We start from the raw sequence: 17,896 nt of genomic DNA, 5'->3' as shown, positions 1-17,896 counted from the left end.
GCAAAATCGATCATAGCATTAACGAAGTTTACTTCCTAAAATTTTTATTAATTTTTCTTTTTCATTACTATTCTATAATACAAGGTATCATCACACTAGTAAACTATAAATTTACTGATAGTATTGTAATTTAAAAAATATCGTGTAACAAAATTGATACATGGTCGTCGTAATTATAAGAAGCAGAATAATCATCTGTTTTTAACTAACAAACCACAATGACACCAACTGATTTTACAAAATTGGTAATGCCTTTTAAGGATAAAGTCTTTCGTTTAGCAAAAAGACTTCTGGTTTCTCGAGAAGAAGCCGAAGATGCAACGCAAGAGATTTTAATGAAATTATGGAAGAATAAAGCGAAGATTAGCGACTATAAAAATGTAGAAGCCTTTTCGATGACAATGACTAAGAATTTTTGCCTAGATCGATTAAAATCAAAACAGGCACAAAATTTGAAAATAGTTCATAGTAATTATCAGGATAATAACACCTCGCTACAAAGTCAAGTAGAAAATAGAGATAGCGTAGATTGGGTATCGAAAATCATTGAAGAATTACCAGAACAACAAAAAATAATATTACAGCTTAGAGATATAGAAGCGTATGATTTTGATGAAATCGCCAAAGTAGTAGATATGAATCCTACAGCCATTAGAGTCGCTTTATCAAGAGCTAGAAAAACAATAAGAGAAAAATTAACTAATACACATCGTTATGGTATTAAATAGTATAGAAAAATTACTGGAAAAGTACGATAATGGAGAAACTTCCATTAAAGAAGAGCAGCAGCTTAAAGAGTATTTTGCTCAAGAAGAGGTCGCTCCACATTTAGAGTCGTACAAAACCATGTTTCAATACTTTAGCAACACAAAACAAGAACTATATACAAAGGACGTTCCATTAAAACCTAGAAAAAGTTATATCTACCAATGGATTTCTGTCGCAGCCGTAGCAGTTCTTATGTTAGGAATTTTAATTCCGAATATTTTGGGAGGCGCTCAAACTAAAGATCCGCTCGCCGGTTTTACCGATGAAGAACGCAAAGTTTACACCCAAACCAAAGAAGCGTTATCTCTGCTGTCAACAAGTTTTAATGATGCAGCAAGTAGCGTAAATACATTGAGTTTAGTATCTACCAATTTTCAAAAAGGTACTGATAAAGCAAATTATGTAAATGAATTTGCTAAAACAACAAACAAATTAGTAAAAACGAAAAAAACACCTAAACACTAGAAATTATGAAAAAGTTACTATTAATATTAGCCCTAGCCTTGATGTCATCAGTAAGCTATGCTCAAAACGCTTTTGATAAATACGAAACTAACGAAGATGTTATGTCGGTTATTGTCACTCCAAAAATGTTTAAAATGCTAGCCACTATTGGCGTTGACGTTGATGATCCTGAAATGAAAGAATACATCGAAATGGCTAAAAGTATTACAGGATTAAAAGTATTTACAACCGGTAATGACAAAGTTTCTGCCGATATGAATGCGACCGTAAAAAGCTATTTAAAGTCTTCAAAATTAGAAGAATTAATGCGTATCAAAGATGGTGATCAAACGGTAAACTTTTATGTAAAAGAGGGCAAAGATGAAAACCATGTTAAAGAATTATTGATGTTCATTAATGGTTTAAAAGAATTTACCGAAGGTCAGGATATTACTATCAACGGAAAGAAAAGAGAAGTTGAAACTGTTTTATTAACTCTAACAGGCGACATAGATTTAAGACAAATCTCTAGATTGACAAGTCAAATGAATATGCCTGGTGGTGATCAATTAAAAAAAGCTGGAAAAACGAAACAATAATATAAGCATGAATACATCAATCAAAACAATAATCACGATGTTAATCTTGGTGGTGACTCTTTCGAGTTGCAACCAAGATCTAACATTACAAAGTTACTATGTCGATAACGAATTAGCGCCTGGTTTTACAAGTTTAGATATTCCAGTGAGTATGCTACAAATTGACGAAACTACATTAACTGAAGCACAGTTAGAAGCTTACGAATCTATCGAAAAATTAAGTATGCTAGCCTTTTTAAAAGACGAAGCAAATGTTGAAGATTTTGGACTTGAAATGGAAAAAGTGAATGCTATTTTAAAAAATCCAAAATATGAAGAACTTATGCGTGGCGGCAATTCTGCTGATGGTAAGTTTGTTATCAAATGTATTGGCGATGGTGATGATGTGGATGAGTTTATTCTCTTCGGAAACTCAAAAGAACAAGGTTTTATCGTTGTGAGAGTGCTTGGAGACGATATGAATTTTGGTAAAATTATGGAATTGGCTTCTGTATTTGATGAAGCTAATCTTGAAAGTTCGCAACTTAAAGAATTTTCAAACTTTTTTAAATAGATATATTTAAAATGTTAATTGAAAGCCACTTCAGGTCTGACCACTTGAGGTGGTTTTTTTATTTAGAGATGTTTTGTTATCAACTATTTAGCGTCTTCAGAATCTTTTAAAACAATGGTAATTAGATAAAATCCTAAAAAAGCAAATGCAGAAAATAAGAGGCCTTTTACAATCAAGTAGTCTAAAATATCTAACACACCAGCCACAAAAAAACCTACGACTATGAGTCCGGAAAACAGGAGTGTTAATGTATTTCTGCTAGGCATTTGTAGGTGTTTTAGATTCCGGTGTAATTGCTTGGGTTGATTGCTTTTAATTCCGTTTTAATAGCATCAGAAACCGCTAAGGTATCAATAAATTCTGAAATGGATCGTTCGTTAATCGTTTCGTTGGTTCTAGTTAGACCTTTTAATGCTTCATACGGATTAGGATAGCCTTCACGACGTAAGATGGTTTGAATAGCTTCGGCAACAACAGCCCAATTATTTTCAAGATCTTGAGCAAACTTAGCTTCGTTAAGTAATAACTTGCCTAAACCTTTTAAGGTAGATTTAAATCCAATAAGCGTATGACCAAATGGGACGCCAACATTACGCAATACTGTACTATCGGTTAAATCACGTTGTAATCTTGAGATGGGTAATTTGGCAGACAGGTGTTCAAAAATAGCATTGGCAATTCCTAAGTTACCTTCAGAGTTTTCAAAATCTATCGGATTTACTTTATGTGGCATTGCGCTACTTCCAACTTCTCCTTTTTTAATTTTTTGTTTGAAATAATCCATAGACACATAAGTCCAGATATCTCTGTTTAAATCAATCACAATTGTATTAATACGCTTTAAGGCATCAAATAAGGCTGCCATATGATCGTAATGCTCTATTTGTGTGGTAGGAAATGAATGCTGTAATCCCAATTTATCTTGCACAAATTGCGATCCAAAAGCTTTCCAATCTATATCTGGATAGGCTACTTTATGTGCGTTAAAATTTCCAGTAGCGCCACCAAATTTTGCAGCACTCGGAATATCATTCAGTAAATTAAATTGCTCTTCCAAACGGGTTACAAATACTTGAATTTCTTTTCCTAATCGGGTAGGCGAAGCAGGTTGTCCATGTGTTCTGGCAAGCATCGGAATGGTTTTCCACTCTTCAGCAAGTGCTTTAAGTTTATTAAGGACTTCTAGATATTCAGGAACATAGACATCATTCATAGCCTCTTTAATGCTTAAAGGAATAGCCGTATTATTGATGTCTTGTGAGGTTAATCCAAAATGAATAAACTCTTTGTAAGCCGATAAATTTAAGGTGTCGAATTGTTCCTTGATAAAGTACTCAACCGCTTTGACATCGTGATTGGTGATTTTTTCAATGTCTTTTATCGCTTGTGCATCTTCCGAAGAAAATGAGGTGTAAATGGCTCTTAAGTCTTCAAATACACTGGTGTCAACACCAGAAAGTTGCGGTAATTTTGCTTCGCACAAAGCGATAAAATATTCTATTTCAACTAAAACACGGTATTTGATAAGTGCTTCTTCTGAAAAATAAGGCGCTAGATTACTAACTTTACTTCTGTAACGTCCATCTATTGGTGAGATGGCATTGAGCGATGATATTGACATTGGTTGTGTGTTTAAGGCTGCAAAGATAGGGTTTTTAGCTTGAAGACCGAATGTGACGCCAAGAGAATTTTTAATGAAAAGCAGTTATAAATTTAGAAAAGCTTAGGATGTATTTTTCTTTATTTTTTTTAGAATATGTCGTGCTCTGGCTTTAAAACCAGAACTCTGCATCTGATAATCGCGTTCTAAAATCATAACGAGTTCGGGATGAATCCATTCATAGTCTTGCCCAAGAAGAAATAAGGCGTTCATAGCGTAGGCTTTTGGAGCAATTTTTTCGTCGTTAATCATCCAGTCAAAACAGGCTTCCACAATACGTTCTTTATACTTCGGAACTAAAGCTGATTTAATTTTATGATGGTGTTTTGAATAATAAGCGGTTACCAAATACTCGCAGACTTTAGCTACTGGTCGTACTGCTGAATCTAAGTGTACTTTATGGATTTCGCTTGTAAACTTATCTAGATACGGAATGCTGGCTTCAAGATGTTCACCGCACATAAACTCAAAAACCCAGGCAGCACGACAGGATATTTTATCATCGACCATAAATAGAATATCCATTAGTTTTGGGATCAAATCTGGATTGTCAATAACCAAATTAGCATAGTGCAGGCGTTTTTCACGTGAATGATTCACATAATTTAATTCCTGATAAAGTTGGTCAGTAGTCACCTTGTTTTGTATTTTTAACTCACTAAAATTAAATAAAATATTTACAGATGAAAATTCTTAAAAAGATACTTTTCCTTTTGCTCATTGTTTTTATAATCGCTCAGTTTTTTGGTCCTGATAGAAATGAAGGAGATATGGCTTCGATAGATGCCTTTATAGCTGATACGAATCCGCCAAATGAAGTCCATAGCATTCTTAAAAATGCGTGTTTTGATTGTCATAGTGATGTTACTCGATATCCTTGGTATAATAAGATTACACCTGTAAACTATTGGCTCGCAGATCATATTGAACATGGAAAAGGGCATTTTGATGTCTCGGCATGGGAAAGTTATTCTGTTAAGAAAAAAGATCATAAGTTAGATGAACTTATCGAAATGGTAGAAGCCAAAGAAATGCCGCTACCTTCTTATACTTGGACGCATGGCGATGCAAAACTAAGTGATGAACAAATCAATTCAATTGTAGCTTGGGCTAAAAGTGTAAGGTCTAAATATAGTGCTGAGCTCAAATCTGAATAATATCTTCTGTTGAATAAAACCTTACTTATTATCGGCTTTGTTTGGCCAGAACCTAAAAGTTCGGCTGCTGGAAGTAGGATGCTACAACTCATTGCCTTTTTTCAATCTGAAGGCTATCAGATAACCTTTGCCAGTGCTTGCGCTAAAAGTGATAATGCTTTTGATTTGTCTTCAATAAGTGTTGAAACGGTTCCTATCAAACTCAACCATTCCAGTTTTGACGAATTTGTTTCTAATCTCAACCCTGAGCTTGTTCTTTTTGATCGTTTTATGACCGAAGAACAATTTGGCTGGCGAGTTTCTGAGCAGTGTCCGAATGCAATTAAAGTTCTGGATACCGAAGATTTACACTTTCTAAGACGTGCCAGACAACAGGTGTTTAAAGCGAATGCTAAAGTGAGCGATGTTGATGTGTTTAGTGACACTGCCAAACGTGAAATCGCTGCTATTTACCGTTGTGATTTGAGTTTAATTATTTCTAAAGCTGAAATGAATTTGCTCAAAAATCAGTTTAATATCAACGATTCCTTACTGTTTTATTTGCCATTTTTGGTTGCACAACCATCGGAAGCAGAAAGAGGAAGCTATCCAGAATTTGAAGCGCGTCAACATTTTATAAGCATTGGAAACTTTCTTCATGAACCTAATTACAATGCTTTATTATATTTAAAAGAGACCCTTTGGAAAGGTATAAAACAGCAATTGCCTCAGGCGCAATTACATAATTATGGTGCTTATGCTTCACAAAAAGTAACTCAGTTGCATAATGAAAAGGACGGATTTTTAATTAAAGGCTTTGCAGACGATGTTTCAACTGTCATGCAAAAAGCTAAAGTGTTGTTGGCGCCAATTCGTTTTGGAGCTGGATTAAAAGGAAAGTTGTTTGATGCCATGCAAAACGGAACGCCATTCGTATCGACCACTATCGGATTAGAAGGAATTGTTGATACTAACACTCAGGATTATTGTTGTGACCAACCTGAAGATTTTATCAATCATGCTGTGAAATTATACCAGGATAAATCGCTCTGGAAATCGCAACAATGGTTAGGGTTTGAGATTTTAAACACAAAATTTTCTAAATCAGAATTTGAAGTTGCTTTAAGACAACGGTTGAAAGCGTTAATGCAACATTTAGGACAACACCGACAACAGAACTTTATAGGTCAAATGTTGCAACATCATACCCTACAAAGTACAAAGTACATGGGGAAGTGGATTGAAGCTAAGAATGCTTAATGCTACTTAAATACGTGTTACGAAAGACCTAAATTGTAACTGAATGCTTACTTTCTTTAGACTGAAAGATTGACCAATTTACGCTTCGGTTGTTTCTTCCATGGTATGATAGACGTTTTGCACATCATCATCTTCTTCTAGTTTTTCGAGTAGTTTTTCAACATCTTCGGCTTGTTCTGGAGTGATTTTTTTAGTCACTTGCGGAATACGCTCAAATCCTGATGATAAAATTTCAATACCTCTGGATTCTAATTCTGCTTGAATGGCGCCAAAGCTTTCAAAAGGTGCATAAATTAAAATGCCATCATCATCAACAAAGACTTCTTCAGCTCCAAAATCTATAAACTCCAGCTCGATTTCTTCAGGATCTAAGCCCTCAGCATTAACTCTAAAATTACAAGTATGGTCAAACATAAAAACAACAGAACCAGAGGTTCCTAAGCTTCCGTCGACCTTATTAAAATAACTACGAACGTTAGCAACGGTTCGCGTGTTATTATCGGTTGCAGTTTCAACTAAAACAGCTATTCCGTGAGGTGCATAACCTTCAAAAATCACTTCTTTATAATCGCCTTGATTTTTATCGGAGGCTCGTTTAATGGCACGCTCGATATTATCTTTAGGCATATTAACCGCCTTGGCATTTTGAATTACAGCACGCAAACGCGAATTGGAATCAGGATCTGGTCCGCCTTCTTTTACAGCCATAACAATGTCTTTACCTATACGCGTAAAGGCTTTGCTCATAGCCGACCATCGCTTCATTTTTCTTGCTTTGCGGAATTCAAACGCTCTTCCCATCAGTATTCTGTTTTATTTGTTGTTGAATGCTTCAAAATTATTGAAATTATATCGAAATGACAATACTTAAAGTGGTCCTATTTTATAAAATTTAAGCTAGTCTTTTGGAATGTGCTTAGATAAAAAATTGGCGTTAACGGTATTTAGATTATTGATAATTTGCTGACGTAAATTGTTTAAATCCACATTCACTTTATTATAATTAGTTACAGCGGCATTAATTTCTTTTACCTTCGTGTTGTAGTTGTCTATTTGAGCTTCGGTACGTTTGCGTTCTGGTGTTTGCTCAAGATTGGCCTTTATTTTTTCAAAATCTTCATTGGTAATGAGGAAGTCGGTAATTTGCGGAATTTGATTTTCACTTTCATCTATAAAAAATTCGAAAGCTTTTTTAGTTGCATTGATAATCGAATCATCATTTTGGTAAGTGGTCTTTGTTTTTAAAATTTCTAAACCTTCCTTAGCTGCAGCATTTAAAGCATTAGCATTTTGTTGAATAGCGCTAATGTCATTCTTTTCGACAGCTTCCCATAAGTATACTTCGTTTATAAAGACTTTAAAATACGTGAGATACAGGTCGTTGTAATGCTCGAAAACCTCATTGGAAATTTTCATTTTCTTCCCTAAATCACTATCATTTTCTACGATTTGAATGTTGTGTTTAGAGGCAAATTCATATAAATTGGTTTCGTATTCTTGTTGGGATTCTTCCATCTTTTTATCGGCCAACTCCTGAGCCAAAATATAGGCTTCCATAGCATCATACGATTGTTCTGCTACAGCTTTCATATCAATGATTTTAGCATAATCGTGATTGAGAAGATTTTTGTTAAATGTGAGGTGTTTTAAGACTTTATTCTTGTAGTCGTCACCTTCAAAACCATTTGCTTTTTTGATTTTTTCAATAGCTCTATCTACAGATTTTAATAGGTTTTTTCGTTTGCCATCAATGCTTCTGTCGCTTTTACTATGTGCCACAGCTTTAGTGTATTTCCACATGTTTTTGGTAATGGCTTTTTGTTCTTTACCAACAAAATCTAGATATTCTGAGGCTGTTTTGAAATTTTGAGCAGTTACAGACGTCATCATTAAGACGAGCACAATGCTGAGTTTTAAAGTAGAAATTTTCATGTTTAATTTGAAGGGTTTAAAGTAAGTAAATCTTGAAGAATGGCTTGGGCTTCTTCAATATAAATATCTTGTTTGATGTCTTTTAAGACAGATTTGTTTATTTCAATTTGAGCGTCATTATAACTCACTACTTCTTTAGTGAAAGCCGAATTTTTAATATTGAAATTTCCTTGGTGTGTCTCAATAGGCGCATTGATGCGTTGCCATTGGTTACGATAAGATATAATTTCAGAATGTACATTTTTTAAGGTTAATAAATACTGGGTATCCAATTGAAAATAGTTGTCTAAAATAAGTTGATTTAAATCTTGAATAGCATCAAAAGCGACATCATTTGAAATGCGTAACTGACTCTTTTTTCTTAACTCTGAAATTGGCAGAGGCTTGAGTTTTGGGTATTTTTTTACGCCTGGAATGGTGTCGTTTTGAAGCGCAAAATCTTCATATTCTTCTTGCGTTCCGAAGCCGTCGTATAAATTGGGTAATATAATATCTGGTACAACGCCTTGTGCTTGGTGACTTTGGCCTGTAACACGATAAAACTTTTCAACCGTTAATTTTGAATAGCCCAGACTTTCATCTTCACTTAAAGGTAAAATCACTTGAGCAGATGCTTTGCCATGTGTTCGAGCTCCAACAATAAGCGCTCTGTTATAATCTTGCATAGTTGCAGCAAAAAATTCGGAAGCAGAAGCACTATAATTATTAACTAAAACAACAATTGGTTTGTTAAACAGCGACCCTCTATTCACATCTCGAATGGTATAAGTTTCGCCATTGCTGTATTTTAAAATTGAAATCGGACCTCGGTTGATGAACATTCCCGATAGATCTGCAGCTTCTTTCATGGAGCCACCACCATTAAAACGCAAATCGAGAATGAGTCCTTCGATATGTTCCTTCTGAAGTTTATAGAGTTCTTTAGCAACATCGTTAGCCAAACCTAATCCGTTTGGCGATTCGAAATCAGAATAAAAACTGGGAATATTTATATAACCTAACTTAGATTTGTTTTCAATAATATAGCCTGAAACGGTATTTTCTTCAATTTTAGTCTTTGTTTTGGTGAGTTTTATCGCTTTAATGCTTCCGTCTTGTTTCTTTATTTTAAAGGTGATAACATTATGATTCTGATCGCTTGTAAATGCCAATACATCATCATTAGAAACACAATAAGTTTCTAAAGTTTCAGCATCTGATTGTAATGATTTTATGATATCATTGACTTCAAAATTACCATCATTAAAAGCGGCACTTCCGGGAGTGATATGTGCGATTACAATATCGCCATTATCGTTTTTAGCAGTGATTATTCCGAAGGATAATTGATCATTAGATAACGCGTTTTCGAACATCTCTTTTTCTGTAGGCGTAAAAAAAGAAGAGTTGGGATCATTGTAATGTAGGTAGGCGTTTAAAAAGGCTTCTTTGACAAAATTTTCTACATTTCCCAAGCGGTTTTCAAGCGTTTCAAGTTTGCATATTTCCTTCGCAATTAACTTGGGCTTTAAGTTAGCTTCAAGTGTTTTGAAGTCACGTTCTATAGATGAAATAGACGAATCATTTTCGACTAAAGTATACAAGATATTATAACGCATACGTTTGCTCCAGTAGCGTTGTGCTGCAGCTTCATCTTTAAAGTAGTTAAATTTAGATTCGGGTTTAAACCGCAAAGTGTCTTTACCTGAATAATCAAAAATTTCGGTTTCTAAATGGCTAATAATAGTTTTAGAATCTGCAATGCGTTTTGATAGTCTCGTTATGTAGTTATTTATAAAATCACAAGTCTTATTTTGAACATAATCATCAAGCGCATAGCGATCGGCTTCAAAATTATCGATATCATCTTGTGTAAAAAGGCGTTTGTCTTCATCTAGAGTAGTGATGAATAAATCAAACACATGGGTAGACAAGCTGTCATTGACCGCTTTGGGTTTGAAGTGATGGGTTTTAACCATCTTTTCTAAGGCTTGCAATTGCTCACAAAATAAGTTTTGATCTTGGCTGTGAGCAGCACAAAAAAGTAGCAGTGCGGTAATAGTTATGTAATAGCGTTTAAGCATAAAGGGTGTTTAGATAAGATATTAGGACTCAAAAACCGAACCAAAATTAGTCCTGAACTTCAACAATAGCCTCAATAGCTTCGGCCAGTTTGAAATCTTTTTCGGTAACGCCACCAGCATCATGTGTAGATAAAGCTATTTTTAAAACATTGTATGTGTTGGTCCATTTAGGATGGTGATTTTGAGCTTCACATTCAAAAGCTATTCTGCTCATGGCGCTAAAACAATCTTTGAAATTATCAAATTCAAATTCGGCATATAAAGCATTGTTTCTATGTTCCCAATCCGGGAAACGAAGTAAGCGTTTTTCAATGGTTTCATCGTTCATCAAACTCATAGTCATAAATATTTTACTTAAATGTACTGTAATTTGGTGTAAAATAATAGTTCTATGCCTTAGAAACTATTAAAAAAGATAAACCGATTGGTTTTTACCGTAAACTGCTTATTGTACTATTTTAGAAGGTCTTCAAGGACTTCAGTACTTGTGATTTCTAAGTGTTTGGGCAGCTTATTAAATTTGGGTAAAACAGCTAGATAGCGATCTTCATTTGTGGTGTAAACATGTTTGTATACGACGCCGTTTGTTGTAGATAATTGTTTAATAATATCTTTGATATATTCGTCGTGATGTACTAAATCTGTACTGCCTAAGTGAAAAATACCATGCTTATTTCGGTTAATAATATAATGAATTTGTTGCGTGACTTTAGAATCTGTAGTCACATTCATAATGATATTGGGAAAAATCTCTATGGCTGTTTTGTCCTGCAGATGCTGTTTTAATTCTTTTAATCTTGGCGATTGTGAGCCTAAAACCATAGGAAGTCTTACAATGGCTACTTTTTTCTTCGGAAGACGCAATAGCATGTTTTCAATTTTAATCTTGAAATGCCCATAAATACTATCACTTAGTGTTTTGTCAAGCTCGTAACTTGGGTATTTGCTATAAGCATCAAAAACGTTTGCCGATGACAAAAAGATAAGTTTACTGTCATGGTCACGTAAATACTCTACAATGTGTTGGTGAGCAATGGTTTGTGCTCTAAAATCACCACGTAAGCAAGAAATAATGATCGAAGGTTTTGTAGCTTCTAAAATTTCATAAACATCGTCTTCTTCAACATTGTAGGGATAGAATTGCTGATTGTTTTCAAAGATTTTCTTCGGAATGCGATAGGTGCCAAATGTTTTAAAATAGGAGCAGAGTTCCTTGTAAATAGCATTGCCTATAAAGCCGCTAGCGCCTAAAATTAAAATACGATGTTTACTTTCGAACGCCTTCATTAATCAATCTTCAGAAACTAAATTATCCTTTATAAAATGGCAATTTGACAATCGTAGCTGGGACTGCATTTTTACGAATCTGGATTTTTATTTTACTACCTGTATCAGCAAAAATTGGAGGAACATATCCTAAACCAATACCTTTACCTAAGCTAGGTGACATGGTTCCAGAAGTCACATTTCCAATAGTTTTTCCGCTAGAATCTACAATGTCATAACCTTGTCGAGGAATACCGCGTTCGTCTAATTCGAAAGCCACTAGCTTACGGTCTGGTCCACGACGTTTTTCATCTTCTAAAGCTTCAGAATTGGTAAACTTCTTAGAAAACTTAGTAATCCATCCCAATCCTGCTTCAATAGGAGAAGTCGTGTCGTCTATATCATTTCCGTAGAGGCAATATCCCATTTCTAAACGCAAAGTGTCACGTGCTGCTAAACCAATTGGTTTGGCTCCAGCCTCAACAACTTTATCCCAAATTTGCTTGACTTCGTCATTTTTACAGTAGATTTCAAATCCGCCACTTCCCGTATAACCTGTCGCAGAAATAATAACGTGGTCAATACCTGCAAAATCACCAACAACAAAATTGTAGAATTTTATAGCCGCCAGATCATGACTAGAAAGTTGCTGCATGGCTTCAACAGCCTTTGGTCCTTGGATGGCTAGTAAGGAATAATCGTCACTTAAATCACGCATCTCTGCACCAACATCATTTTTTGATGCGATCCAATTCCAGTCTTTTTCAATATTACTGGCATTGACAACTAACAGGTAGGTATCTTCCTTGACTCTATAAACGATTAAATCGTCTACAATGCCACCATCATCATTAGGCAAACAGCTGTACTGTGCTTTTCCAATTGTTAATTTGGAAGCATCATTACTGCATACTTTTTGTATTAAGTCGAGTGCCTGCGGACCTTCAATTAAAAACTCGCCCATGTGCGACACGTCAAACACACCAACACCAGTTCTTACGGCTTCGTGCTCGATATTTACACCATCATATTGAACAGGCATATTGTAGCCTGCAAAAGGCACCATTTTAGCACCAAGAGCTTCGTGAGTTGCGGTTAAGGCTGTGTTTTTCATAATTTTATATGGGTTGAGTTAACTTGTGATTAGACTTAAAATTTGTTTGGCAAAAGTATCGAAAATAATTAATTCAATAGATGTGTTTGTCATAGAATATGAGATTAAAAATATGTTAATATTGAAATATTTTCTTCGGAAAGGAAGAATTAATTGTTAATTTTCAGAACCTTTAAAACGTACATAATCATGAAGACCATTATCACTTTTATTTCCTGTTGTTGCTTTGTTGTATTTGGATTTACTCAAGAAGGCTTGCCTGAAGATTATTTGAGTAAAACGTTTCATAAAGACAGACGGGATGCTTTACGGGCTTCTATGCCAGCAAATAGTGTCGCTGTGTTTTTTGCAAATCCTGTAAGAAATCGTGCCAATGATGTTGATTATGTATACCACCAAGATCCTAATTTTTATTACCTCACAGGCTATAAAGAACCGCATGCGGTACTCGTGGTTTTTTCTGAAAATCAAACAGGAGAAAATGGGCAAACCTATAATGAAAAGTTATATGTTCAACAACGCAACCCGAGCGCTGAGCAGTGGACTGGCCGAAGGCTAGGTGTTGAAGGCGCAAAGGAGGATTTAGGATTTGATCAGGTGTTTGTCGGTGAAGCATTTTTAAATTCTGGAATTGATTTCACCGCATTTGATAGTGTGCTGTACTTTGGGTTTAGAGATGATTATCGCGATACACGTAATCGAGCCGATTTGTACGATTTAATTCAGTCGTTTAAAGTACAGGTAAAGCTTATTAACGATTATACGATTGAAAATAAAACAGATGATGTTGAGGTCGATGCGACGGCGAATGTAGAAGCCGAAACAGTAAAAACAGACACCAGAACTCTGGGACGTTTAATGGCTAGTTTACGCGAAGTAAAAACTCCGGAAGAACTTGTGTTGCTTAAAAAAGCGGTTCGTATTTCGGCTATGGGACAACGAGAAATTATGAAAGCTATGCATCCAGGAATGTCTGAAACTGAAGTCCAAGGCGTTCATGAATATATTTACAAAAAGTACGGCAGCGAATACGAAGGCTATCCAAGTATTGTAGGTGCAGGAAATAATGGCTGTGTGTTGCACTATATTGAAAATAATAAAATGAAAGTGGAAAATGACTTGGTGCTTATGGATTTAGGTGCTGAGTACCATGGGTATACCGCAGATGTGACACGAACCATTCCGGCCAATGGAACATTTAGTGACGAACAACGTGCTATATATGATATAGTTTACAAAGCTCAGGAAGCAGGAATCGCAGCAACTGTTGTAGGTAATACGATGCAATCTCCTGATACTGCTGCCAGAAAAGTGGTGTATCAAGGTTTAATTGACTTAGGAATAGCAAAAAACGAACGTGAAGCGAGACAGTATTTTCCACATGGAACCTCGCACCATATTGGTTTAGATGTGCATGATCCAGGAACTTATGGACTACTGCAAGCTAATATGGTTATTACCGTTGAACCTGGAATTTATATTCCTGATGGCAGTGATTGTGATCCCAAGTGGCATGGTATTGCCGTACGTATTGAAGATGATATTTTGATTACTGAAAACGGACCTGTAAATCTTTCCGAAGAAGCGCCAAGAACCTCCAGTGAGATAGAGAAATTGATGAAGGAAAAGAGTGTTTTAGGACAACTAAAATTACCGAAGCTAGATTAATGATTAGCTCAATGAATCTTTTTTTACAGAATACTATATAAAAAATGAGTTAGCTTATTAGCTAACTCATTTTGGTTAAAAAGGATAGGTTATTATTGATAATAGCTGCATTTATGCAGGCACTTTCAGCTTTTTATCAACCTTAAGCGTTGTCGATTTTACTTCAAATTGATTGGACGTATTATTAGCGCCTTCAGCTTTTAATGCTTTCTCACCTGCGAAAAATGATTTGTGATCGTCTCCTAAATCTGATCCAGCCATTCTCTGGTGCTTCACGCAAGAAACTTCTTTTCTAATTTCTTGTCGTTGCACATCTCTTACATAAGCTAACATACCATCTTTACCAAAATAGCCTTGTGTTAAATCATTCATATGAAGTGCGGTCGTATGATAGGTTGGTAATGTAATTAAGTGGTGAAAAACACCAGCTTGAGTTGCGGCATCCATTTGAAATGATTTGATCTTTTCATCGGCGCGATAACACAATTCAGAACCATCATATTGTGCATTCATTAAATTATTTCGATCATAAGCGGTCATGTTTTCGCCTTCAAGAAGCATGTCTTCATAGGCTTGATTTCTAAAATTTAAGGTCCAGTTAAAAGAAGGAGAGTTGTTGTATACCAATTTGGCATTAGGAACCACCGCTTTAATTCTATTTACCATATGCGCAATTTGTTTAACATTGGGCGTTGGGGTTTCAATCCATAATAAATCTGCGCCATTTTGCAGGCTCGTGATACAATCCAGCACCACACGATCTATGTTTGAGCCGTCTTTAAATTTGTATAAACCATTTGCTAATCGAATAGGGCGGACTAACTTTCCGTCTCTTTTAAGAAGCACATCATCTTCTTTAGCCTCATTAATATCAATATCTTCAGCTTCTACAAATGCTAAATACTGAGAAGCAAGATCTCCAGGTACTTGGCTAACGGGAAGTTTTTGTGTTAGGCCAGCACCTTCAGAATCTGTTCTGGCGACAATAATTCCATCGTCTATTCCTAATTCTAAAAAGGCATACCTCACTGCATTTAACTTGGCGATAAAGTCTTCATGTGGGACCGTGACTTTACCGTCTTGATGTCCGCACTGCTTTGCATCCGAAACTTGATTTTCAATCTGAATAGCACAAGCACCAGCTTGAATCATTTGTTTGGCTAATAAGTAGGTGGCTTCTTCGTTTCCAAAACCAGCATCAATATCAGCAATAATAGGAACAATATGTGTTTCAAAGTTGTCAATCTCATCCTGAACATCTTCACCTTTTTCAAGACGTCTGAATAAATCATTTAATTCAATAGCATCAGCTTGACGTAAAAAATCATAAATTTCTTTTATAAGTGACGGGACGGCTGTTTTTTCGTGCATTGATTGGTCTGGTAATGGGCCAAATTCTGAACGCAATGCAGCGACCATCCAACCAGAAAGGTATAAATATCTTTTAGAGGTTGTTTGGTGATGTTTTTTTACTGCAATCATGTTTTGCTGAGCTACAAAACCATGCCAGCTGCCTAGTGATTGTGTGTATTGGGTCGAATCGGCATCATAGTCTGCCATGTCTTTTCTCATAATAGCAGCCGTGTATTTTGCGATGTCTAAGCCGGTTTTAAAACGATTTTGAGCAACCATTCGCGCCGCGTTTTCAGCATTAATGGCTTGCCAAGTGTTACCGTGTTTTTCTTTTAGATTTCTTACGGCTTGCAAAGCAGAACGGTAATTTGTTTGTTCTAAATTTTTCATAATTTTGTGGTACGTTATTTATTTTTAATAATTAGATCCTGTTGATTGTTGCCGCAATCGCAGGATTGTTTTTTTTTTTTTTTTTTATAGATGTTTATAAGCAGGAAGCGTTAAAAATTCTTCGAATTTTTCAGATAAAACTAATTTGTCAAAAAGTGCAATTGCTAGTTTGAATTTGCTGTTTTTTATGTGTTCTTCACCTATTTCAGTGATGATTTTTTCAACTTCATCATCCAGCAATTCCATATATAATTCCACGGTAAAAATTCTGCCATCTGCTAAGGTGACTTCATTCTTTAGCCATTGCCAGACTTGCGTTCTTGATATTTCAGCTGTTGCAGCGTCTTCCATTAAATTGTAAAGTGCTACTGCGCCATGACCTCGTAACCAAGCTTCGGTGTATAAAATTCCAACATTGATGTTCTTTCTAATTCCTGCTTCAGTAATGGTTCCTAAGGGAAGTTCTACCAAATCAGCTTCAGTAATATTAACATCGTCTCGTGTGATATGTAGCTGATTAGTCGTTGGCATATGGTTGTTAAACTCTGTCATTGCAACATCAACTAAAGCCGGATGCGCAACCCAGGTTCCATCGTGACCATTTTTAACCTCACGTTCTTTATCCTGACGTACTTTTTCTAAGGCTGCAGCATTAGCTTTCTCGTTATTTTTTATAGGAATTTGAGCAGCCATACCACCAATAGCCAAGATGCCACGTTTATGACAACGTTGAATCACTAATTTTGAATAGGCATCCATGAAAGGTGAGGTCATGGTCACCTGATCACGATTTGGGACAATGAAGTTTGGGTGATTTCTAAATTTTTTAATGTAAGAGAAAATATAGTCCCAGCGTCCACAATTTAAGCCCACGATATGATCTTTTAATTCGAAAATAATTTCATCCAATTGAAAACTAGCAGTAATAGTTTCGACGAGAACTGTAGCTTTGAAGGTGCCAATAGGAACATTTAAATACTCTTGTGCAAATACAAAAACGTCATTCCACCAAGTTGCTTCACTGTAGTGTTCTAATTTTGGAAGGTAGAAGTAAGGAGCCGTGTCGTTTTTTAACATGATTTTTGTATTATGAAATACGTAAAGTCCAAAATCAACTAAGCTTCCTGAAGCTTCCTCATTGTTTATTACAATGTGTTTTTCGTTTAGATGCAAACCTCTTGGTCTTACTAAAAGAACTGCAGTTTTTTCATTTAACTGGTAAGTCTTTCCACGTTTGGTGTCGGTAAAAGCAATGGTTTTTTTGTTAGCATCTATTAAGTTTTGTTGGCCTTCAATACTATTCTCCCAGGTAGGCGCATTGCTATCTTCAAGATCTGCCATGAATGTTTTGGCACCAGAATTTAAAGCATTGATAATCATTTTTCTGTCAACAGGTCCTGTAATTTCTACGCGTCTGTCTTGAAGGTCTTTTGGGATGTCACCGGCAGTCCAGTGAGATGTTCTAATCGTTTTGGTTTCTTTAGGAAACTCAGGAAATTTTCCACTATCAAAAGCCTTTTGTTGACTGTTACGATTGCTTAATAATTTTAAGCGTTGTGCATTGAAGTTTTCATGTAATGCCGTAATAAATTCTAAGGCATCGTCTGTTAAGATTTCAGGGTAATAATTTTTTACCTGATTAGCGAATTGAACTTTTGATTGTTTTAAAAGTGTGTTTTCCATGGTCTTA

18 protein-coding genes are annotated in these 17,896 nt (G+C 35.5%); 7 read left to right on the top strand and 11 right to left on the bottom strand.

What is annotated here, in order from left to right; genetic code table 11:
* Positions 1 to 218 precede the first annotated feature (218 nt).
* Genes N4270_RS11130 through N4270_RS11115 form a run of 4 tightly spaced genes read left to right on the top strand, consistent with a single transcriptional unit; the run spans position 219 to position 2,364 of the window.
* Entirely contained in the window at positions 219 to 728 is a 510-nt protein-coding gene (locus tag N4270_RS11130; RefSeq protein WP_260097216.1) for an RNA polymerase sigma factor, read from the top strand.
* Positions 715 to 1,233 carry a hypothetical protein gene (locus N4270_RS11125; RefSeq protein WP_260097215.1) on the top strand — a complete coding sequence of 173 codons (519 nt, stop codon included), beginning with the start codon at positions 715 to 717 and terminating at the stop codon, positions 1,231 to 1,233. Before N4270_RS11130 ends, N4270_RS11125 begins: the two co-directional genes overlap by 14 nt.
* Before the next feature lie 5 nt (positions 1,234 to 1,238).
* Positions 1,239 to 1,811 (top strand): DUF4252 domain-containing protein, encoded by a 573-nt coding sequence (locus tag N4270_RS11120; protein WP_260097214.1) that lies wholly within the window; start codon positions 1,239 to 1,241, stop codon positions 1,809 to 1,811.
* 7 nt (positions 1,812 to 1,818) lie between these two features.
* Entirely contained in the window at positions 1,819 to 2,364 is a 546-nt protein-coding gene (locus N4270_RS11115) for a DUF4252 domain-containing protein (RefSeq protein ID WP_260097213.1), read from the top strand.
* A gap of 83 nt (positions 2,365 to 2,447) precedes the next feature.
* Here the strand turns inward: N4270_RS11115 and N4270_RS11110 are convergent, their stop codons facing one another.
* The 3 genes from N4270_RS11110 to N4270_RS11100 all read right to left on the bottom strand — a co-directional run bounded on the left by N4270_RS11110 (position 2,448) and on the right by N4270_RS11100 (position 4,660).
* Positions 2,448 to 2,630, bottom strand: a complete 183-nt coding sequence (locus N4270_RS11110; protein ID WP_260097211.1) for a hypothetical protein — start codon at positions 2,628 to 2,630, stop codon at positions 2,448 to 2,450.
* 11 nt (positions 2,631 to 2,641) lie between these two features.
* Entirely contained in the window at positions 2,642 to 3,985 is a 1,344-nt protein-coding gene (gene purB, locus N4270_RS11105) for an adenylosuccinate lyase (protein WP_260097210.1), read from the bottom strand.
* A gap of 102 nt (positions 3,986 to 4,087) precedes the next feature.
* Positions 4,088 to 4,660: an adenylosuccinate lyase gene (locus tag N4270_RS11100; protein ID WP_260097209.1), complete on the bottom strand. Its 573-nt coding sequence runs from the start codon at positions 4,658 to 4,660 to the stop codon at positions 4,088 to 4,090.
* A gap of 47 nt (positions 4,661 to 4,707) precedes the next feature.
* Between N4270_RS11100 and N4270_RS11095 the strand changes: the two genes are divergently transcribed.
* Together N4270_RS11095 and N4270_RS11090 are read left to right on the top strand one after the other, a co-directional pair.
* On the top strand, positions 4,708 to 5,181 hold the full coding sequence (locus tag N4270_RS11095; protein ID WP_260097208.1) for a heme-binding domain-containing protein: 474 nt from the start codon (positions 4,708 to 4,710) through the stop codon (positions 5,179 to 5,181).
* A gap of 9 nt (positions 5,182 to 5,190) precedes the next feature.
* Complete coding sequence (locus tag N4270_RS11090) at positions 5,191 to 6,420, top strand: glycosyltransferase (protein ID WP_260097207.1); 1,230 nt, start codon at positions 5,191 to 5,193, stop codon at positions 6,418 to 6,420.
* Between the two features lie 78 nt (positions 6,421 to 6,498).
* Here the strand turns inward: N4270_RS11090 and N4270_RS11085 are convergent, their stop codons facing one another.
* The 6 genes from N4270_RS11085 to gcvT all read right to left on the bottom strand — a co-directional run bounded on the left by N4270_RS11085 (position 6,499) and on the right by gcvT (position 12,795).
* Entirely contained in the window at positions 6,499 to 7,221 is a 723-nt protein-coding gene (locus tag N4270_RS11085) for a YebC/PmpR family DNA-binding transcriptional regulator (RefSeq protein WP_260097206.1), read from the bottom strand.
* Positions 7,222 to 7,317: 96 nt separating this feature from the next.
* Positions 7,318 to 8,352, bottom strand: coding sequence for a hypothetical protein (locus N4270_RS11080; protein ID WP_260097205.1), 1,035 nt, complete (start codon positions 8,350 to 8,352; stop codon positions 7,318 to 7,320).
* A gap of 2 nt (positions 8,353 to 8,354) precedes the next feature.
* Positions 8,355 to 10,415, bottom strand: coding sequence for a carboxy terminal-processing peptidase (locus tag N4270_RS11075; protein ID WP_260097204.1), 2,061 nt, complete (start codon positions 10,413 to 10,415; stop codon positions 8,355 to 8,357).
* A gap of 46 nt (positions 10,416 to 10,461) precedes the next feature.
* Positions 10,462 to 10,752 (bottom strand): 4a-hydroxytetrahydrobiopterin dehydratase, encoded by a 291-nt coding sequence (locus N4270_RS11070; RefSeq protein ID WP_260097203.1) that lies wholly within the window; start codon positions 10,750 to 10,752, stop codon positions 10,462 to 10,464.
* A gap of 116 nt (positions 10,753 to 10,868) precedes the next feature.
* A complete protein-coding gene (locus N4270_RS11065) occupies positions 10,869 to 11,702 on the bottom strand; it encodes a sugar nucleotide-binding protein (RefSeq protein WP_260097202.1) in 834 nt (277 codons plus the stop codon).
* Positions 11,703 to 11,724: 22 nt separating this feature from the next.
* A complete protein-coding gene (gcvT, locus tag N4270_RS11060) occupies positions 11,725 to 12,795 on the bottom strand; it encodes a glycine cleavage system aminomethyltransferase GcvT (RefSeq protein ID WP_260097201.1) in 1,071 nt (356 codons plus the stop codon).
* Positions 12,796 to 12,984: 189 nt separating this feature from the next.
* On the opposite strand from gcvT, the gene N4270_RS11055 reads away from it, so the two are divergent.
* Positions 12,985 to 14,463: an aminopeptidase P N-terminal domain-containing protein gene (locus N4270_RS11055; RefSeq protein WP_260097200.1), complete on the top strand. Its 1,479-nt coding sequence runs from the start codon at positions 12,985 to 12,987 to the stop codon at positions 14,461 to 14,463.
* 111 nt (positions 14,464 to 14,574) lie between these two features.
* Here the strand turns inward: N4270_RS11055 and N4270_RS11050 are convergent, their stop codons facing one another.
* On the bottom strand, positions 14,575 to 16,206 hold the full coding sequence (locus N4270_RS11050; protein ID WP_260097199.1) for an isocitrate lyase: 1,632 nt from the start codon (positions 16,204 to 16,206) through the stop codon (positions 14,575 to 14,577).
* A gap of 84 nt (positions 16,207 to 16,290) precedes the next feature.
* On the bottom strand, positions 16,291 to 17,889 hold the full coding sequence (gene aceB / locus N4270_RS11045; protein WP_260097198.1) for a malate synthase A: 1,599 nt from the start codon (positions 17,887 to 17,889) through the stop codon (positions 16,291 to 16,293).
* Positions 17,890 to 17,896 lie beyond the last annotated feature (7 nt).

The organism is Psychroserpens sp. SPM9 (genome assembly GCF_025153525.1).
Classification (GTDB): Bacteria; Bacteroidota; Bacteroidia; order Flavobacteriales; family Flavobacteriaceae; genus Psychroserpens.
The sequence above is the reverse complement of the archived record's forward strand: the minus strand, read 5'-3'. Positions and strand labels throughout refer to the sequence as shown.